The organism is Bacillus sp. FSL R12-0074, from assembly GCF_038005725.1.
Lineage (GTDB): Bacteria > Bacillota > Bacilli > Bacillales > Bacillaceae_G > Bacillus_A > Bacillus_A mycoides.
The window spans coordinates 269,498-287,500 of the sequence record NZ_JBBOTR010000001.1 but is presented as its reverse complement, the minus strand read 5'-3'; the positions used below and the strand labels follow the sequence as shown (position 1 = coordinate 287,500).

Here is an 18,003-nt window from a genome sequence, read left to right as displayed (position 1 = left end):
TAACATAAAAAGGCAATCCTTACCTTCAATTTATATTTAAACGTATTACTTTATCATCCAAATTTTATTTTATACCGTTTCTATTTCATTCTTTTTTTCATCTTTAGGGTTATTAAATTTATGGATTTTAACCTTCGGTAAATAAAAATAAACACAAAAAAACCTAAGTCGAAACGACTTAGGTTTTTGCTTGGCGACGTCCTACTCTCACAGGGACAAGGTCCCAACTACCATCGGCGCTAGAGAGCTTAACTTCCGTGTTCGGTATGGGAACGGGTGTGACCTCTCTGCCATCATCACCAAACTGATGAAGGTATATTCCTTCAAAACTAGATAACATTAGCTTCATATTATATGGTTAAGTCCTCGATCTATTAGTATTCGTCAGCTCCACATGTCACCATGCTTCCACCTCGAACCTATCAACCTGATCATCTTTCAGGGATCTTACTAGCTTACGCTATGGGAAATCTCATCTTGAGGGGGGCTTCATGCTTAGATGCTTTCAGCACTTATCCCTTCCGCACATAGCTACCCAGCTATGCCCTTGGCAGAACAACTGGTACACCAGCGGTGCGTCCATCCCGGTCCTCTCGTACTAAGGACAGCTCCTCTCAAATTTCCTGCGCCCACGACGGATAGGGACCGAACTGTCTCACGACGTTCTGAACCCAGCTCGCGTACCGCTTTAATGGGCGAACAGCCCAACCCTTGGGACCGACTACAGCCCCAGGATGCGATGAGCCGACATCGAGGTGCCAAACCTCCCCGTCGATGTGGACTCTTGGGGGAGATAAGCCTGTTATCCCCGGGGTAGCTTTTATCCGTTGAGCGATGGCCCTTCCATGCGGAACCACCGGATCACTAAGCCCGACTTTCGTCCCTGCTCGACTTGTAGGTCTCGCAGTCAAGCTCCCTTATGCCTTTGCACTCTACGAATGATTTCCAACCATTCTGAGGGAACCTTTGGGCGCCTCCGTTACACTTTAGGAGGCGACCGCCCCAGTCAAACTGCCCACCTGACACTGTCTCCCGGGTCGATAAGACCCGTAGGTTAGAATTTCAATACAGTCAGGGCGGTATCCCACCAGCGCCTCCACCGAAGCTAGCGCTCCGGTTTCAATGGCTCCCGCCTATCCTGTACAAACTGTACCAAAATTCAATATCAGGCTACAGTAAAGCTCCACGGGGTCTTTCCGTCCTGTCGCGGGTAACCTGCATCTTCACAGGTACTATAATTTCACCGAGTCTCTGGTTGAGACAGTGCCCAAATCGTTACACCTTTCGTGCGGGTCGGAACTTACCCGACAAGGAATTTCGCTACCTTAGGACCGTTATAGTTACGGCCGCCGTTTACTGGGGCTTCAGTTCAGAGCTTCGCTTACGCTAACCCCTCTCCTTAACCTTCCAGCACCGGGCAGGTGTCAGCCCCTATACTTCGCCTTACGGCTTCGCAGAGACCTGTGTTTTTGCTAAACAGTCGCTTGGGCCTATTCACTGCGGCTTTCCGTTAAGAAAGCACCCCTTCTCCCGAAGTTACGGGGTCATTTTGCCGAGTTCCTTAACCAGAGTTCTCTCGCACACCTTAGGATTCTCTCCTCGCCTACCTGTGTCGGTTTGCGGTACAGGCACCTTTTATCTCGCTAGAAGCTTTTCTTGGCAGCGGGGAATCAAAGACTTCGCTCCATAAGGAGCTTCCCCATCACAGCTCAGCCTTCACGATAAGCGGATTTGCCTACTTATCAGCCTAACTGCTTGGACGTGCACAACCAATCGCACGCTTCTTCTATCCTTCTGCGTCCCTCCATTGCTCAAACGATAAAGAGGTGGTACAGGAATATCAACCTGTTGTCCATCGCCTACGCCTGTCGGCCTCGGCTTAGGTCCTGACTAACCCTGAGCGGACGAGCCTTCCTCAGGAAACCTTAGGCATTCGGTGGACGGGATTCTCACCCGTCTTTCGCTACTCATACCGGCATTCTCACTTCTAAGCGCTCCACCAGTCCTTCCGGTCTGACTTCACTGCACTTAGAACGCTCCCCTACCACTGATACCATTGGTATCAATTCGCAGCTTCGGTGGTGTATTTAGCCCCGGTACATTTTCGGCGCAGAGTCACTCGACTAGTGAGCTATTACGCACTCTTTAAATGGTGGCTGCTTCTGAGCCAACATCCTAGTTGTCTAAGCAACTCCACATCCTTTTCCACTTAATACACACTTTGGGACCTTAGCTGGCGATCTGGGCTGTTTCCCTCTTGACTACGGATCTTATCACTCGCAGTCTGACTCCTAAGGATAAGTCATTGGCATTCGGAGTTTGACTGAATTCGGTAATCCGATGAGGACCCCTAGTTCAATCAGTGCTCTACCTCCAAGACTCTTACACTTAAGGCTAGCCCTAAAGCTATTTCGGGGAGAACCAGCTATCTCCAGGTTCGATTGGAATTTCTCCGCTACCCACACCTCATCCCCGCACTTTTCAACGTGCGTGGGTTCGGGCCTCCATTCAGTGTTACCTGAACTTCACCCTGGACATGGGTAGATCACCTGGTTTCGGGTCTACGACCACGTACTAAACGCCCTATTCAGACTCGCTTTCGCTGCGGCTCCGCCTCTTCAGCTTAACCTTGCACGGGATCGTAACTCGCCGGTTCATTCTACAAAAGGCACGCCATCACCCATTAACGGGCTCTGACTATTTGTAGGCACACGGTTTCAGGATCTCTTTCACTCCCCTTCCGGGGTGCTTTTCACCTTTCCCTCACGGTACTGGTTCACTATCGATCACTAGGGAGTATTTAGCCTTGGGAGATGGTCCTCCCAGATTCCGACGGAATTTCACGTGTTCCGCCGTACTCAGGATACATTCAAGAGAGAACGAAGTTTCGACTACGGGGTTATTACCCTCTGTGACGGACCTTTCCAGGTCGCTTCGTCTACCTCGTTCCTTTGTAACTCCGTATAGAATGTCCTACAACCCCAAGAGGCAAGCCTCTTGGTTTGGGCTAGATTCCGTTTCGCTCGCCGCTACTCAGGAAATCGCATTTGCTTTCTCTTCCTCCAGGTACTTAGATGTTTCAGTTCCCTGGGTCTGTCTTCCATACCCTATGTATTCAGGTAAGGATACCATACCATTACGTATAGTGGGTTTCCCCATTCGGAAATCTTCGGATCAAAGCTTACTTACAGCTCCCCGAAGCATATCGGCGTTAGTCCCGTCCTTCATCGACTCCTAGTGTCAAGGCATCCACCGTGCGCCCTTTCTAACTTAACCAAACTAAAATTAAAAAAATATGAGCTACACTGTTATCTAGTTTTCAAAGAACATACATTTAAACTTGAGAGATAGTTCTCTCAAAACTGAACGAAACAAAACAAGTCAACGTTTATTGATGAACTGCGTTCATCAATTCTCCATAGAAAGGAGGTGATCCAGCCGCACCTTCCGATACGGCTACCTTGTTACGACTTCACCCCAATCATCTGTCCCACCTTAGGCGGCTGGCTCCATAAAGGTTACCCCACCGACTTCGGGTGTTACAAACTCTCGTGGTGTGACGGGCGGTGTGTACAAGGCCCGGGAACGTATTCACCGCGGCATGCTGATCCGCGATTACTAGCGATTCCAGCTTCATGTAGGCGAGTTGCAGCCTACAATCCGAACTGAGAACGGTTTTATGAGATTAGCTCCACCTCGCGGTCTTGCAGCTCTTTGTACCGTCCATTGTAGCACGTGTGTAGCCCAGGTCATAAGGGGCATGATGATTTGACGTCATCCCCACCTTCCTCCGGTTTGTCACCGGCAGTCACCTTAGAGTGCCCAACTTAATGATGGCAACTAAGATCAAGGGTTGCGCTCGTTGCGGGACTTAACCCAACATCTCACGACACGAGCTGACGACAACCATGCACCACCTGTCACTCTGCTCCCGAAGGAGAAGCTCTATCTCTAGAGTTTTCAGAGGATGTCAAGACCTGGTAAGGTTCTTCGCGTTGCTTCGAATTAAACCACATGCTCCACCGCTTGTGCGGGCCCCCGTCAATTCCTTTGAGTTTCAGCCTTGCGGCCGTACTCCCCAGGCGGAGTGCTTAATGCGTTAACTTCAGCACTAAAGGGCGGAAACCCTCTAACACTTAGCACTCATCGTTTACGGCGTGGACTACCAGGGTATCTAATCCTGTTTGCTCCCCACGCTTTCGCGCCTCAGTGTCAGTTACAGACCAGAAAGTCGCCTTCGCCACTGGTGTTCCTCCATATCTCTACGCATTTCACCGCTACACATGGAATTCCACTTTCCTCTTCTGCACTCAAGTCTCCCAGTTTCCAATGACCCTCCACGGTTGAGCCGTGGGCTTTCACATCAGACTTAAGAAACCACCTGCGCGCGCTTTACGCCCAATAATTCCGGATAACGCTTGCCACCTACGTATTACCGCGGCTGCTGGCACGTAGTTAGCCGTGGCTTTCTGGTTAGGTACCGTCAAGGTGCCAGCTTATTCAACTAGCACTTGTTCTTCCCTAACAACAGAGTTTTACGACCCGAAAGCCTTCATCACTCACGCGGCGTTGCTCCGTCAGACTTTCGTCCATTGCGGAAGATTCCCTACTGCTGCCTCCCGTAGGAGTCTGGGCCGTGTCTCAGTCCCAGTGTGGCCGATCACCCTCTCAGGTCGGCTACGCATCGTCGCCTTGGTGAGCCGTTACCTCACCAACTAGCTAATGCGACGCGGGTCCATCCATAAGTGACAGCCGAAGCCGCCTTTCAATTTCGAACTATGCAGTTCAAAATATTATCCGGTATTAGCCCCGGTTTCCCGGAGTTATCCCAGTCTTATGGGTAGGTTACCCACGTGTTACTCACCCGTCCGCCGCTAACTTCATAAGAGCAAGCTCTTAATCCATTCGCTCGACTTGCATGTATTAGGCACGCCGCCAGCGTTCATCCTGAGCCAGGATCAAACTCTCCAATAAAGTTAGTTTGTCTAGCATCTAAAAATAAAAATTGACGTTCACGTTGTTTGTTTCGTTCAGTTTTCAAAGAACTTGTTTGCCGCTCATTTGCGACTCCCTTATGTTAACATTTTCATATTTCAATGTCAACCAAGTTTTTTTATTTCTTTTGTCGCTTTCTGCGTTGTTGCTATCGGCGACTTGTCCTATATTACACCTCAATACTCTAATCGTCAACACCTTTTTATAAAGAAGTTTAATTTAGTACATTTGCACTCTTTTAACTCTAGATAAGGACCTACAAAGATCTCATTAAAATAGAAACCATCATCTACTTTTCTTTACCAATCTATTCTTCTAAATACTATTCAATTTAGGCACTTCTCTATTTCAAAGGACTCGCTTCCCCCATCTTACCGAACTCATACAATTGATTCTTTTCAGCTAAACTAGCAACCTTATTTTAACAATTAATAGTATATAATTAGAAAGTTGCTTTATTTTTTATTACCGCTCCCTATCCCCCTTTGTTTATCAAGTTGTAATATCAATAACATTCTATTAGAAACAGGTGACGATATGAAAGATATACGTATTCTTATAGCAGATGACGATAAAGAAATTCGAGACTTATTAAAAAGATATTTAGAACGAGAATTATATATGGTAGATACTGCAATTAATGGAGAAGAAGCGTTGTGCTTATTTAACCAAAATAACTACAACCTCGTTATATTAGATCTTATGATGCCGAAAGTAGATGGTATCGAAGTGTGTAGAAAACTTAGAGATACAACCAACATTCCTATATTAATGCTAACTGCTAAAGATCACGAAGTTGATAAAATTTTGGGCTTAAGCATAGGTGCTGATGATTATATTACGAAACCTTTCAGTATTCACGAAGTGGTTGCAAGAGTAAAAGCCCTTATGCGACGTTTTTTAGTTCTTGGAAGTAACACTAACGTACAAGAGAAAACAACTTTAACATTTAAAGGACTAACTATCGATTTTAAAAAATACACAGTCCATACGAACGGAAAAGAAATCAACTTAACTGGAAAAGAACTTGAACTATTAAAATTCTTCGCTTCAAACCCAGAGCAAGTATTTACGAAAACACAACTCTTTCGGAATGTATGGGACGATAATTATATAGAAGATGATAATACAGTTATGGTGCATATTAGAAAGCTTAGAAAGAAAATAGAAATTGATTCTTCCAATCCAAAATTCATTCAGACTGTATGGGGAATCGGTTATAAGTTTGTAGGTGAAAAGGTTGAAAAATGATAAGGTCCTCTTTCTTATTTCATTACAACTTATCATTTGCGGACTTTTAAATATAGATATGGGATACCATGTAAAAATATCTTTATTTATTGCTCTTATCATAATCACAATATATCTTTTCTTTTCAAGAGTTCACTTTATTCAAAGCAACGAATCGATGGTTACTAAATTAAGCCGTGCACTTAAAGGGAATTTACAAACGAGGCTATTCACAAATAACGACCGTTCACTAAATAGTATCGTGTTTTCAATAAACGACTTAATAACTGCATTAGAAAAGGGTCAGATCGAAGCAAGGAAATCCCAAGAAGCTAGAAAACAACTTTTATCTAATATCTCACATGATATCCGGACACCACTTACTTCTATTATTGGATATATTGATGCTTTAAAAGATGATGTCGCTGCTTCTGAAGTAGAAAAGCAAGAATATCTTGAAATACTTTATAAGAAATCGAATGACTTAAAACATCTGGTCGATGAAATCTTTAATATGGCCAAGCTAGATGCTGATGAGTTTCCATTAAAAGAAGAAGAACTCGATTTTTCTGAGGTTACTAGAGAAGTATTAATCGAATTTTTACCCGAGCTATCAAAACATAACATTGAACTACAAGTTCTCATACCAGAATCTACTTCCCCTATTATTGCAGATCACCTTAGCCTTATACGAATTATAGGTAATCTAATAAAAAACGCTATCCATCACGGAAAAGCTGGGAAAATAGTAGGAGTCGAACTACTAGAAACCAATACAGAATATGAGATTCTTATTTGGGACAAGGGACCCGGTATTCCAAAACATGATTTACAAAACGTATTTAAGCGGATGTACCGCAGCGAACAATCAAGAAATCCTTCTTACGGTGGTAGTGGCCTCGGACTTTCTATTTCTAAAGCCCTCGTTGAAAAAAATGGTGGGCGTATATGGGTTGACAGTATTCCCTGGGAACGAACTACTTTTGGTTTTTCCGTCCCAAAACACACTACTTTTAAGAAATAGTTAAGAAATGATTAATATGCAGTTAAACCTTCCTTTTTATTATGTAATTAAGAACTTATAGAAAGTAGGTGCCCCCTATAAATACAATTATAAAAACGACAAACCTTACTAAAGTTTATGGGAACCAAAAGTCAGTAGATAATCTAAATATAAATGTACAGCAAGGAGAGATTTATGGATTCATAGGGCGTAACGGTGCTGGTAAAACAACTACAATCCGTATGCTGCTTAGTCTTATAAAACCTACAAGTGGAAATATAGAAATATTCGGTGAGGATTTACTTCGGAATCCAAAAGACATTTTAAGAAGAATTGGTTCTATCGTTGAAGTCCCAGGGTTTTATGAAAACTTAACTGCAAGAGAGAACTTATTAATTAATGCAAAGATAATTGGAGTTCACAAAAGGAATGCAATTGAAGAAGCATTAGAAATTGTAGGCTTGCAGCACGAAACAAAAAAATTAGTAGGAAAATACTCTTTAGGAATGAAGCAACGCTTAGGAATCGCACGTGCTCTTCTCCATTATCCTGAACTACTCATACTAGATGAACCAACTAACGGACTAGATCCAATCGGTATTAAAGAAATGCGAAAACTCATTAAATCTTTAGCTCAAGAAAGAAATATAACGATACTCATTTCTAGTCATATATTAGCTGAGGTGGAACAACTAGTCGATCGTATGGGAATTATTCATGAAGGAAGGTTATTAGAAGAAGTTTCTCTTGATACACTGCGTAAAGCCAATCGTAAGTACATAGAATTCCAAGTAAATAATGATAATAAAGCTGCGATGCTATTAGAAAATCATTTTCAAATTTTTGATTATGAGGTACATGATGAAGGAAATATTCGCGTTTATTCTCACTTGGGACAGCAAGGACACATCAACAGAACGTTAGTTCGTAACGATATTGAAGTATTAAAAATTGTGATGAGCGAAGATAGACTAGAAGATTATTTCACCAAACTAGTTGGGGGTGGCACAATTGGTTAATCTGCTTTATACAGAACTATTAAAATTGAAACGATCCAATATGTTTTTGATTAGTATTATCGGAGCAGGTGTCGCGCCATTTTTAGTGGTTGTAGCTTCTTATATACACATGAAGACAAAGCAACCTACTCCAACTATTTTATTTGGTCAACTGTTCACTGAAGTTAACCTATACACTACTTTAATTATAGGATTCCCCTTATATGGAGTTGTGATCGCTTATCTATTTACCCGTGAATACACGGAAGATACATTAAAAAATTTGCTAACTATCCCAGTATCACGTATTAGCTTTATTATAAGTAAGTTTATCCTTCTATTCCTTTGGATCATGATGCTAACTTTAGTTGCTTGGACGCTAACTTTATTATTAGGGCTAATAGGTAGCTTCCCTCGGTTTAGTATCACCTTACTTTTAGGCTCTCTCATAAAATTTTTAATATGTGGTGGACTTCTCTTTCTTTTGTCTTCACCTATTGTACTACTAACTCTTGTAATGAAGACCTATGTACCGCCTATTATATTAACAATCATTATTACAATGACTAACCTTATGATCGTAAATTCAAAACATAAAGACCTATTCCCATGGACCGCTACTCTAGATATAGCAAATAACGAATTACAACCGACTTATCCACCAGAGTATTCTTATATCATCATTGCAGTAACAGCGATTTTCGGATTTATTACAACACTATTCTATTTTAAAAGAGTGGATATTCATTAATTTATAGGAGTGAAACTATGAGCGATCTTATCATTGCCTTCATACTTGGTATTGTAGAAGGGTTAGCTGAATTTTTACCCATCTCTTCTACTGGCCATCTTATATTAGTCGGACATTTATTAGGTTTTGAAGGAGAAAGGGCAAAAACGTTTGAAATTGTCATACAGTTAGGGGCAATTTTAGCTATCGCGATTTTATATCATAAACGCCTTGTTTCTTTATGTAATATTAAACCCCTTCTACGGAAAGAGAAAAAATTCAATGCATTACATGTTTTTCTCGGTGTATTCCCAGCAGTAGTTGTTGGCTTATTATTACATGATGTTATTAAAGCATACTTATTCCAGCCGTATACTGTCGTAATCGGACTTGTAGCAGGAGCATTTCTTATGATTTTTGCAGAAGCAAAAAAAGCAGAGGTAACCGCTTTTTCACTAGATGATTTAACATACCGTCAAGCATTAACAATTGGATTATTTCAATGCTTAGCAGTATATCCTGGATTCTCAAGGGCTGGCTCTACTATTTCTGGAGGTCTATTAGCGAAAGTAAATTATAAGGCTGCATCTGAGTTCTCTTTTCTCATTGCTCTTCCTGTAATGGTTGGAGCTACAGGCTTAGACTTATTAAAAAGTTGGAAGTATTTAAGTGCGGCTGATATTCCTATGTTTGCTATAGGATTCATTACCTCTTTTATAGTAGCAATGCTAGCGGTAGTAACCTTCCTGAAGCTTTTAGAAAAGATAGGTTTAAAACCTTTTGCATATTATCGTATTTTGTTAGCTATTGTATTTACACTTTTCGTATTGCTATAGCTTCATATAAGTCACATATTATTAAACCGATATTCAAGGAATATCGGTTTTTATCTATTTCACCTCTAGTATTACTCACTTCAATATGGCATAGTGGATAATAGATCAATATTAATAATTAGAATATTCTTTATTTCTAATCAACACTTCATTAAAATATGTAACGTTAAAAGCTATATTTGAAATCCGAACCTAGTAATAGCATTTCTTCTTTATACACATATACTGAAGTAAAAATAAGCACCTCAATTGATTGAGTCTACCCATTACACCACGATAGAACTAATGTTCTCACCCCTTTGCTATACATCACTTCTTCCTTGTTTCTATATTTATGGAAGAGAAGTACGTGTAGGTGATCGGGCATTGACCCTAACTTTATTGCAGCCCAAATCACAAATAGACTACATAACAACTATATCCATTACCATACGAAACAATTCGAAAATCAAACATCCCGTCTATTAATATGGGCGTCTACGGGGAAAATGGTCATAAATGGACAGAACAAGTTTATAAACCATATTCCTTCAGCGTATTACTTGTATTAATCCGTAATACAACAACCCAGATTTTATATGACTACAAAACTATTACAAATAAGCAAGTTGCTCAAGGCTTATAAAAAAATTAAAGTGAGGTAAATATACAAATGAATCCATTAGCACAATCATATTGGGATACTTATTGGAGAAACAATAAAAAACCAGAATCTGTTACAGCTTGGCAATTTGGTGATTCTCCTGATTATCTCGCTCAATTAGTCATTGATGGTGTGAAAACCGCAACATGCTCGGGCCATATTTTTTATGAATTAGAAAATGAACCACTACCAACAATTAACGATTATAGTATTGTACTCAATAGTCAGGATGAACCTGTAGCTATTATTAAGACAATAGAAGTAACTATAATGCCAATGAATGAAGTAACTGAAGAATTCGCTATCGCTGAAGGCGAAGGCGATCGTACCTATAGTTACTGGAGAGATACCCATATTCAGTTTTTTACAAAGGAACTAAGCGAACTTGGTCTTAGTTTTTCTGAAGATATGCTGCTCGTTTGCGAACGTTTTAAGCTTATCGATGTAAAAAACAAAGTGAAGCTATGATAAATAACGATTTTACCGGAAACCCATACTAGATAAATACATTTATCTTTAAACAAATAAGCTTGTTATCAATGGATTTCTTGAGCCATTAATAACAAGCTTATTTCATTAAACACAAAAAAGACGAGTCATTATGACTCGTCTTAAAGTTGCTTGGCGACGTCCTACTCTCACAGGGACAAGGTCCCAACTACCATCGGCGCTAGAGAGCTTAACTTCCGTGTTCGGTATGGGAACGGGTGTGACCTCTCTGCCATCATCACCAAACTGATGAAGGTATATTCCTTCAAAACTAGATAACATTAGCTTCATATTATATGGTTAAGTCCTCGATCTATTAGTATTCGTCAGCTCCACATGTCACCATGCTTCCACCTCGAACCTATCAACCTGATCATCTTTCAGGGATCTTACTAGCTTACGCTATGGGAAATCTCATCTTGAGGGGGGCTTCATGCTTAGATGCTTTCAGCACTTATCCCTTCCGCACATAGCTACCCAGCTATGCCCTTGGCAGAACAACTGGTACACCAGCGGTGCGTCCATCCCGGTCCTCTCGTACTAAGGACAGCTCCTCTCAAATTTCCTGCGCCCACGACGGATAGGGACCGAACTGTCTCACGACGTTCTGAACCCAGCTCGCGTACCGCTTTAATGGGCGAACAGCCCAACCCTTGGGACCGACTACAGCCCCAGGATGCGATGAGCCGACATCGAGGTGCCAAACCTCCCCGTCGATGTGGACTCTTGGGGGAGATAAGCCTGTTATCCCCGGGGTAGCTTTTATCCGTTGAGCGATGGCCCTTCCATGCGGAACCACCGGATCACTAAGCCCGACTTTCGTCCCTGCTCGACTTGTAGGTCTCGCAGTCAAGCTCCCTTATGCCTTTGCACTCTACGAATGATTTCCAACCATTCTGAGGGAACCTTTGGGCGCCTCCGTTACACTTTAGGAGGCGACCGCCCCAGTCAAACTGCCCACCTGACACTGTCTCCCGGGTCGATAAGACCCGTAGGTTAGAATTTCAATACAGTCAGGGCGGTATCCCACCAGCGCCTCCACCGAAGCTAGCGCTCCGGTTTCAATGGCTCCCGCCTATCCTGTACAAACTGTACCAAAATTCAATATCAGGCTACAGTAAAGCTCCACGGGGTCTTTCCGTCCTGTCGCGGGTAACCTGCATCTTCACAGGTACTATAATTTCACCGAGTCTCTGGTTGAGACAGTGCCCAAATCGTTACACCTTTCGTGCGGGTCGGAACTTACCCGACAAGGAATTTCGCTACCTTAGGACCGTTATAGTTACGGCCGCCGTTTACTGGGGCTTCAGTTCAGAGCTTCGCTTACGCTAACCCCTCTCCTTAACCTTCCAGCACCGGGCAGGTGTCAGCCCCTATACTTCGCCTTACGGCTTCGCAGAGACCTGTGTTTTTGCTAAACAGTCGCTTGGGCCTATTCACTGCGGCTTTCCGTTAAGAAAGCACCCCTTCTCCCGAAGTTACGGGGTCATTTTGCCGAGTTCCTTAACCAGAGTTCTCTCGCACACCTTAGGATTCTCTCCTCGCCTACCTGTGTCGGTTTGCGGTACAGGCACCTTTTATCTCGCTAGAAGCTTTTCTTGGCAGCGGGGAATCAAAGACTTCGCTCCATAAGGAGCTTCCCCATCACAGCTCAGCCTTCACGATAAGCGGATTTGCCTACTTATCAGCCTAACTGCTTGGACGTGCACAACCAATCGCACGCTTCTTCTATCCTTCTGCGTCCCTCCATTGCTCAAACGATAAAGAGGTGGTACAGGAATATCAACCTGTTGTCCATCGCCTACGCCTGTCGGCCTCGGCTTAGGTCCTGACTAACCCTGAGCGGACGAGCCTTCCTCAGGAAACCTTAGGCATTCGGTGGACGGGATTCTCACCCGTCTTTCGCTACTCATACCGGCATTCTCACTTCTAAGCGCTCCACCAGTCCTTCCGGTCTGACTTCACTGCACTTAGAACGCTCCCCTACCACTGATACCATTGGTATCAATTCGCAGCTTCGGTGGTGTATTTAGCCCCGGTACATTTTCGGCGCAGAGTCACTCGACTAGTGAGCTATTACGCACTCTTTAAATGGTGGCTGCTTCTGAGCCAACATCCTAGTTGTCTAAGCAACTCCACATCCTTTTCCACTTAATACACACTTTGGGACCTTAGCTGGCGATCTGGGCTGTTTCCCTCTTGACTACGGATCTTATCACTCGCAGTCTGACTCCTAAGGATAAGTCATTGGCATTCGGAGTTTGACTGAATTCGGTAATCCGATGAGGACCCCTAGTTCAATCAGTGCTCTACCTCCAAGACTCTTACACTTAAGGCTAGCCCTAAAGCTATTTCGGGGAGAACCAGCTATCTCCAGGTTCGATTGGAATTTCTCCGCTACCCACACCTCATCCCCGCACTTTTCAACGTGCGTGGGTTCGGGCCTCCATTCAGTGTTACCTGAACTTCACCCTGGACATGGGTAGATCACCTGGTTTCGGGTCTACGACCACGTACTAAACGCCCTATTCAGACTCGCTTTCGCTGCGGCTCCGCCTCTTCAGCTTAACCTTGCACGGGATCGTAACTCGCCGGTTCATTCTACAAAAGGCACGCCATCACCCATTAACGGGCTCTGACTATTTGTAGGCACACGGTTTCAGGATCTCTTTCACTCCCCTTCCGGGGTGCTTTTCACCTTTCCCTCACGGTACTGGTTCACTATCGATCACTAGGGAGTATTTAGCCTTGGGAGATGGTCCTCCCAGATTCCGACGGAATTTCACGTGTTCCGCCGTACTCAGGATACATTCAAGAGAGAACGAAGTTTCGACTACGGGGTTATTACCCTCTGTGACGGACCTTTCCAGGTCGCTTCGTCTACCTCGTTCCTTTGTAACTCCGTATAGAATGTCCTACAACCCCAAGAGGCAAGCCTCTTGGTTTGGGCTAGATTCCGTTTCGCTCGCCGCTACTCAGGAAATCGCATTTGCTTTCTCTTCCTCCAGGTACTTAGATGTTTCAGTTCCCTGGGTCTGTCTTCCATACCCTATGTATTCAGGTAAGGATACCATACCATTACGTATAGTGGGTTTCCCCATTCGGAAATCTTCGGATCAAAGCTTACTTACAGCTCCCCGAAGCATATCGGCGTTAGTCCCGTCCTTCATCGACTCCTAGTGTCAAGGCATCCACCGTGCGCCCTTTCTAACTTAACCAAACTAAAATTAAAAAAATATGAGCTACACTGTTATCTAGTTTTCAAAGAACATACATTTAAACTTGAGAGATAGTTCTCTCAAAACTGAACGAAACAAAACAAGTCAACGTTTATTGATGAACTGCGTTCATCAATTCTCCATAGAAAGGAGGTGATCCAGCCGCACCTTCCGATACGGCTACCTTGTTACGACTTCACCCCAATCATCTGTCCCACCTTAGGCGGCTGGCTCCATAAAGGTTACCCCACCGACTTCGGGTGTTACAAACTCTCGTGGTGTGACGGGCGGTGTGTACAAGGCCCGGGAACGTATTCACCGCGGCATGCTGATCCGCGATTACTAGCGATTCCAGCTTCATGTAGGCGAGTTGCAGCCTACAATCCGAACTGAGAACGGTTTTATGAGATTAGCTCCACCTCGCGGTCTTGCAGCTCTTTGTACCGTCCATTGTAGCACGTGTGTAGCCCAGGTCATAAGGGGCATGATGATTTGACGTCATCCCCACCTTCCTCCGGTTTGTCACCGGCAGTCACCTTAGAGTGCCCAACTTAATGATGGCAACTAAGATCAAGGGTTGCGCTCGTTGCGGGACTTAACCCAACATCTCACGACACGAGCTGACGACAACCATGCACCACCTGTCACTCTGCTCCCGAAGGAGAAGCTCTATCTCTAGAGTTTTCAGAGGATGTCAAGACCTGGTAAGGTTCTTCGCGTTGCTTCGAATTAAACCACATGCTCCACCGCTTGTGCGGGCCCCCGTCAATTCCTTTGAGTTTCAGCCTTGCGGCCGTACTCCCCAGGCGGAGTGCTTAATGCGTTAACTTCAGCACTAAAGGGCGGAAACCCTCTAACACTTAGCACTCATCGTTTACGGCGTGGACTACCAGGGTATCTAATCCTGTTTGCTCCCCACGCTTTCGCGCCTCAGTGTCAGTTACAGACCAGAAAGTCGCCTTCGCCACTGGTGTTCCTCCATATCTCTACGCATTTCACCGCTACACATGGAATTCCACTTTCCTCTTCTGCACTCAAGTCTCCCAGTTTCCAATGACCCTCCACGGTTGAGCCGTGGGCTTTCACATCAGACTTAAGAAACCACCTGCGCGCGCTTTACGCCCAATAATTCCGGATAACGCTTGCCACCTACGTATTACCGCGGCTGCTGGCACGTAGTTAGCCGTGGCTTTCTGGTTAGGTACCGTCAAGGTGCCAGCTTATTCAACTAGCACTTGTTCTTCCCTAACAACAGAGTTTTACGACCCGAAAGCCTTCATCACTCACGCGGCGTTGCTCCGTCAGACTTTCGTCCATTGCGGAAGATTCCCTACTGCTGCCTCCCGTAGGAGTCTGGGCCGTGTCTCAGTCCCAGTGTGGCCGATCACCCTCTCAGGTCGGCTACGCATCGTCGCCTTGGTGAGCCGTTACCTCACCAACTAGCTAATGCGACGCGGGTCCATCCATAAGTGACAGCCGAAGCCGCCTTTCAATTTCGAACTATGCAGTTCAAAATATTATCCGGTATTAGCCCCGGTTTCCCGGAGTTATCCCAGTCTTATGGGTAGGTTACCCACGTGTTACTCACCCGTCCGCCGCTAACTTCATAAGAGCAAGCTCTTAATCCATTCGCTCGACTTGCATGTATTAGGCACGCCGCCAGCGTTCATCCTGAGCCAGGATCAAACTCTCCAATAAAGTTAGTTTGTCTAGCATCTAAAAATAAAAATTGACGTTCACGTTGTTTGTTTCGTTCAGTTTTCAAAGAACTTGTTTGCCGCTCATTCGCGACTCCCTTATGTTAACATTTTCATATTTCAATGTCAACCAAGTTTTTTTATTTCTTTTGTCGCTTTCTGCGTTGTTGCTATCGGCGACTTGTTCTATATTACACCCATGTATGTTAATCGTCAATAGTTTTAAATAAGTTTTTTATAAAAATATGAATTAACTATACCAATAAGCGGTTAGCACAATAATAATACACTTGAATGTGACTCCCCAAAATAAACTAAATACGAATAACCTATAAAAATCACTGTAGGTTATTCGTATTTAGATGTCATTAATATACATATGACATTTGAAATTTATCCCCTCATTACATTATGCACACCATAATAGAAAGAAAAAATTAAATATTATTCCTTTGAAGGTATCGAGCAGCTACCATCTGCACAATAATCATCTGTTGTACTATTTATTGAAAGATCTTGAAGTTCAGACTTAGGGTTCTCTTCTTCCCACACCTGCTGAAGTGCACCAACAAAGGTTTCAAGTGGTTGTGCACCTGAAATAGCATACTTTTGATTAACAATAAAATAAGGTACCCCTGTAATTTTATATTGTTGGGCAATTGATTCATCAATCCTAACCTCATTGGCATAAGCATTTTTATTATGAATAACATTTAAAGCCTCTTCCCTATCTAGACCGGAAGCTTCAGCAATATTAGCTAGTGTTTCCACATCACTTAAGTTTCTCGATTCAGTGAAATATGCAAAAAGTAGATTTTCTGTAATCTCCTTTTCCTTCCCCTGATCCTTTGCGAATTTCGCCAAACGATGTGCATCAAAAGTATTTGTTGGCTTCATCTCTTCAAAATTGAAACTCAAACCCATACTAGCTGCATGATTGCCTAGTTGTATATTATTACGATCAGCTTCTTCAACACTAATTCCATACTTCGATGCAAGCACTTCATTAATACTCGTTCCAGAGTAGATCGGAGCATTTTGATCTAATTCAAAACTTTTAAACTCGACTTCAACATCTTTCTTATGTGGAAATTGCTCTAAAGCCATTTCTAATCTACGCTTCCCAATATAGCAAAACGGGCATACAAAATCAGACCAAACTTCAATTTTCATATGAACACCTCATTAACATTTATTTTTCAATCATTGTAGCACTGACGTTACGGAATTCAAAAATTTATGCCTCAAGAAGTTACGACTACTAATCAAAGAAGATTTCATACCCATATATACACTTCAATTGTAAATGAGCCCCTTGTTCAACATTCCTATATCTCACTACATATTTAGCCATAATATAGCTGTTCTCATAATAATTGAAAGCACCTGTATCATTTCCATAGATTATGTACTACTTCCCTATACTTAATAACAAAAAACATTCCTCAAAACGCTACTATTATAAGAATAAAAAATTAAACAAGCCCGTCTATATAAAATGCAATTATATAGACGGGCTTGTTTAATAGATTGAGCAAACTGCAAACTCAAAGGAAGCAATTACACAAATCTATATTATTGAAATTATGAACGGATTTATTTTCAAAAGTATATTAATGAAGAAGATTTAGATGCCCAATCATGAAAAAGAAGTATTTACCGGCAGAAACACCTCTAATGTTTATTAGTTAAGGGATACTGTATACAGGATTTTAAGGGGAAATAGCTATATAATTCATAAACCATTAAATCATTTAGAGTATAGAAGCTTCAATTATGCGCCAAGTTTTTTAGAAATTAATTATAAAAGAAGAGAGGTTCCCCTCTTATATTGAAAATATGACCGATAATGATCCTATTACGAAATACATATAGTTTAATGAGCGCTTAATAAAAATAGCGAAAATACTTCGCCTTTATCATGATTCCGTAAATAATTTTCCATCTGGTATGATTTAGCAATATTTCCACCCTTGTTTCTAACGAAACAAATATACAAAAAAACACAAGTCAAAAGACTTGTGTTTTAGCTTGCTTGGCGACGTCCTACTCTCACAGGGACAAGGTCCCAACTACCATCGGCGCTAGAGAGCTTAACTTCCGTGTTCGGTATGGGAACGGGTGTGACCTCTCTGCCATCATCACCAAACTATGAAGGTATATT

General features: G+C 42.8%; 7 protein-coding genes, 7 rRNA genes and 1 pseudogene. 7 read left to right on the top strand and 8 right to left on the bottom strand.

What is annotated here, in order from left to right:
• Positions 1-188: 188 nt before the first annotated feature.
• The 3 genes from rrf (NSS97_RS01605) to NSS97_RS01595 all read right to left on the bottom strand — a co-directional run bounded on the left by rrf (NSS97_RS01605) (position 189) and on the right by NSS97_RS01595 (position 4,974).
• Positions 189-304 (bottom strand): 5S ribosomal RNA (gene rrf / locus NSS97_RS01605).
• A gap of 50 nt (positions 305-354) precedes the next feature.
• Positions 355-3,276: ribosomal RNA gene (locus NSS97_RS01600) — 23S ribosomal RNA — on the bottom strand.
• 146 nt (positions 3,277-3,422) lie between these two features.
• Positions 3,423-4,974, bottom strand: a 16S ribosomal RNA gene (locus NSS97_RS01595).
• The 16S, 23S and 5S rRNA genes sit together here, the layout of an rRNA operon.
• Before the next feature lie 558 nt (positions 4,975-5,532).
• On the opposite strand from NSS97_RS01595, the gene NSS97_RS01590 reads away from it, so the two are divergent.
• From NSS97_RS01590 to NSS97_RS01565, 7 genes and pseudogenes are all read left to right on the top strand, one after another.
• Positions 5,533-6,246, top strand: coding sequence for a response regulator transcription factor (locus NSS97_RS01590; protein WP_000651971.1), 714 nt, complete (start codon positions 5,533-5,535; stop codon positions 6,244-6,246).
• Complete coding sequence (locus tag NSS97_RS01585; RefSeq protein WP_002167061.1) at positions 6,236-7,249, top strand: sensor histidine kinase; 1,014 nt, start codon at positions 6,236-6,238, stop codon at positions 7,247-7,249. Before NSS97_RS01590 ends, NSS97_RS01585 begins: the two co-directional genes overlap by 11 nt.
• A 68-nt stretch (positions 7,250-7,317) precedes the next feature.
• Complete coding sequence (locus NSS97_RS01580; RefSeq protein WP_341111287.1) at positions 7,318-8,247, top strand: ABC transporter ATP-binding protein; 930 nt, start codon at positions 7,318-7,320, stop codon at positions 8,245-8,247.
• Positions 8,240-8,977: an ABC transporter permease gene (locus tag NSS97_RS01575; RefSeq protein WP_341111286.1), complete on the top strand. Its 738-nt coding sequence runs from the start codon at positions 8,240-8,242 to the stop codon at positions 8,975-8,977. Before NSS97_RS01580 ends, NSS97_RS01575 begins: the two co-directional genes overlap by 8 nt.
• Before the next feature lie 17 nt (positions 8,978-8,994).
• Entirely contained in the window at positions 8,995-9,792 is a 798-nt protein-coding gene (bacA, locus tag NSS97_RS01570; RefSeq protein WP_215590587.1) for an undecaprenyl-diphosphate phosphatase, read from the top strand.
• Positions 9,793-10,216: 424 nt separating this feature from the next.
• Positions 10,217-10,417: pseudogene (locus NSS97_RS30400) on the top strand (peptidase M20); the annotation flags it as partial.
• Between the two features lie 27 nt (positions 10,418-10,444).
• Entirely contained in the window at positions 10,445-10,903 is a 459-nt protein-coding gene (locus tag NSS97_RS01565; protein ID WP_341111284.1) for an ASCH domain-containing protein, read from the top strand.
• Positions 10,904-11,054: 151 nt separating this feature from the next.
• Here NSS97_RS01565 and rrf (NSS97_RS01560) read toward each other — a convergent pair.
• The 5 genes from rrf (NSS97_RS01560) to rrf (NSS97_RS01540) all read right to left on the bottom strand — a co-directional run bounded on the left by rrf (NSS97_RS01560) (position 11,055) and on the right by rrf (NSS97_RS01540) (position 17,988).
• A 5S ribosomal RNA gene (gene rrf, locus NSS97_RS01560) occupies positions 11,055-11,170 on the bottom strand.
• Positions 11,171-11,220: 50 nt separating this feature from the next.
• Positions 11,221-14,142: ribosomal RNA gene (locus NSS97_RS01555) — 23S ribosomal RNA — on the bottom strand.
• Between the two features lie 146 nt (positions 14,143-14,288).
• A 16S ribosomal RNA gene (locus NSS97_RS01550) occupies positions 14,289-15,840 on the bottom strand.
• 443 nt (positions 15,841-16,283) lie between these two features.
• Positions 16,284-17,012: a DsbA family oxidoreductase gene (locus NSS97_RS01545; RefSeq protein WP_002016772.1), complete on the bottom strand. Its 729-nt coding sequence runs from the start codon at positions 17,010-17,012 to the stop codon at positions 16,284-16,286.
• An 860-nt stretch (positions 17,013-17,872) separates the two neighbouring features.
• A 5S ribosomal RNA gene (rrf, locus tag NSS97_RS01540) occupies positions 17,873-17,988 on the bottom strand.
• Between the last annotated feature and the right edge of the window lie 15 nt (positions 17,989-18,003).

Coding starts and splice junctions, on each gene's coding strand:
- NSS97_RS01590 (WP_000651971.1), top strand. CDS start 5,533: ATGAAAGATATACGTATTCTTATAGCAGATGACGATAAAGAAATTCGA.
- bacA (WP_215590587.1), top strand. CDS start 8,995: ATGAGCGATCTTATCATTGCCTTCATACTTGGTATTGTAGAAGGGTTA.
- NSS97_RS01565 (WP_341111284.1), top strand. CDS start 10,445: ATGAATCCATTAGCACAATCATATTGGGATACTTATTGGAGAAACAAT.
- NSS97_RS01545 (WP_002016772.1), bottom strand. CDS start 17,012: ATGAAAATTGAAGTTTGGTCTGATTTTGTATGCCCGTTTTGCTATATT.